Origin of the sequence: Rubrivivax sp. A210 (genome assembly GCF_904426505.1) — a bacterium.
Classification (GTDB): Bacteria; Pseudomonadota; Gammaproteobacteria; order Burkholderiales; family Burkholderiaceae_C; genus Rubrivivax.
In genome coordinates this window covers 1-2,269 of sequence record NZ_CAJGBN010000055.1, presented here as the reverse complement: position 1 = coordinate 2,269, position 2,269 = coordinate 1, and the positions used below count along the sequence as shown (strand labels likewise).

2 protein-coding genes are annotated in these 2,269 nt (G+C 56.0%); both read right to left on the bottom strand.

Annotated features, from left to right (window positions below):
* Nucleotides 1-108 precede the first annotated feature (108 nt).
* Nucleotides 109-603 carry a GNAT family N-acetyltransferase gene (locus JMV16_RS24640; protein WP_411565055.1) on the bottom strand — a complete coding sequence of 165 codons (495 nt, stop codon included), beginning with the start codon at nt 601-603 and terminating at the stop codon, nt 109-111.
* A gap of 148 nt (nt 604-751) precedes the next feature.
* A complete protein-coding gene (locus JMV16_RS19870) occupies nt 752-2,104 on the bottom strand; it encodes a hypothetical protein (RefSeq protein ID WP_201496054.1) in 1,353 nt (450 codons plus the stop codon).
* Nucleotides 2,105-2,269: the final 165 nt, after the last annotated feature.

Genomic DNA, 2,269 nt, shown 5'->3' with positions numbered 1-2,269 from the left:
GGGCCTCCGGCGGCCTGGCAGGGGCCTTGAATTAAGATCAACGAGAGAACAGCCAGTGCGGCTGTAATTCCAACCAAGTGTCACCCATCCGTCCAGAGAGAGTGTTACCTATCCGCCCGGTCGCTCATTCGTGCTGTGCTGATGGATTGAGAAGAGGGCTTGGGCTGCGTTGAAGCGAATGAACTCGCGCTGTTTTGAGAAACCAAGCGCGCCAAGTAGACGAATGGAGCGTGCGTTGGCTGATTGAGTCTCTGCGACGACATGCCCAAGACCAAGCTGCCAAGCTTCCGCAAGTGCTGCCGCAACCGACGCCCTTCCGAGGCCGAGGCCCTGAGCTTCTGGAGTGAGGACGAAGGAGACCTCAATGTCTTCTCCATCATGGTGGTTGTCCAAGCTGACGAAACCAACTGGGTTCTGTGACCCTGGTAACACTATCACCCACGCAGGAAGCTGCCGACCGGCGGTGATCAAGTCAAGCGCACCGGCTTGAGCTTGCGCTTTGTCGCGAGGGCCGCCGAGGTACTTGCGGATGGCCGGGTCTGTGAATAGCTGCGCCAACGCGGGGGCGTCAGCGTGTCTTGGCTTTCGTAGTGGTGGATTCACAGCAGACAGTCGTTCTATGCGGCCTAACGTTCGAGCTAAGCGGGAGCCGACGGTGGGACGCCAGGCCCGCGAGGTGCAGAATATACCAAGGCACCTCGCGGGCCTGGTGGCCTGCCGTTGGCGCTCCGCTTGAGCGAGGGGTTAGGCCTCAACGCGTGAACCTTTCGTTGTGGCGGGTCAGTGGGCGATAGTAGAGTGACGGAACTCGATTCTGGTTTAAGTAAAAGGCGCTTGGCGCTACATCGCCACTGTCAGGCGGCCAAACCCATGAGTTCAGTTTTGTCTTCAGTGCGCCGTATTGACTTGGCGCGGCTAGGTCGGACAAGATGTCTCGTAGAAACGCTCGAAACGTGCGGTGGAGAAAGTACTGCCGATACAGAATTGATGGTATTGGCAGGCGAACTCCCGCATCGTCTCCTTCTAGCTTGATTCCTGAGATAGCCGTTGGCGGTTTCAACGAGATAAACCGCTGATCAATTCCTCTTTCCGCGAGCACTGCTGCGCCGATTCTGGAGAAGTCTAGAAGGAGTGCATTGCGCGCCCTTAGATCCCCGATCAGTGCGCGGTCATGTGCTTCTGATAGCGCCGCGCGAAGCTCTGCGACTCTCGGTTGCTCGCGAAGCTGACCCAGAACACTCAGGAAGTCGTCCGCAGTGCTGCTCTCGGCTGCAACAACAGGAAGCAAGGGCGGTATGTGAGCAACTATCGAGGAGTTTAGTGCGCCCAGTTCCTGTAGGTTCTTCTTTAGCTGACCTCGAAATGTATCAGTGCCCTTTCGAAATAGATTAGAAAAGACGGCTGCGGAAGCTGCTGATGAGCGGGTTCTGCTTAAAAAGTCATTTGCAAAGAACTCCCGCAGCGGGTGTGGCGAGTAGACAAAGTCATGTGAGGCAGCAAAGCACTGATACCAGATGTATTGATGTCCCATCCAGCCCATGACCGACAACATATGCTGGACATGTCGCGAGAGCCGGTTCCACGCAACCGCCCCGCCGTCCTCGGCTACGATCTCGAGCCTTTTTCCAAGCTCGACGTCGATCGGTGAGGACAGTAACGCGGAGATCAGTGGACTTTCTTTATCAATCCCATGTGCTCGAAAGACAAGGAAAAGTTCAGAACTCGAATGCTCCCAGATGAAGTTACTGAACGCATTGATCTGTCCAAAATAGTCTTTGAAGAGGTCTCTATCCTTGCCGGCGTTGAATGCCTCAAGCCACGGTTCAGTAAGGTTCCTGGCCATGAGGCTGAGTGCGCCGTCGACCTTTTCGTCAACCTCTATGAACTCGACGCCAAGTTGTTCAAGTAGTTTCTTTCGCGCTGGCGTGAACTGTTGCTTATAGTTGTCTGGGACGACAACTCGGTCGCTCAAGAGAACTGCTTCAACAAGCCGTTCCAGTGCCGCGTGCTCCACGTCGAGCACCGACAAGTCACGTATCTGTGCTTTGCCGAGCGCACGTTGAACGCTGGAAACGGTTGCGTTGTCTATGAGCGTGGAGATCATGGTCTTTGAGGCCTAGACAGAATGGCTACGCGAAATCTGGCGGCCCGTCCCCTGCAATGACGTAGGTTGCGCGCCGTTGGCGTGCCGAGCTACACCAATGCACCTGGCCGACAGGCGGTCAGGTCGTTGCGAACTTGCAAGGAGACGGGCCATGAAGGAATCTAG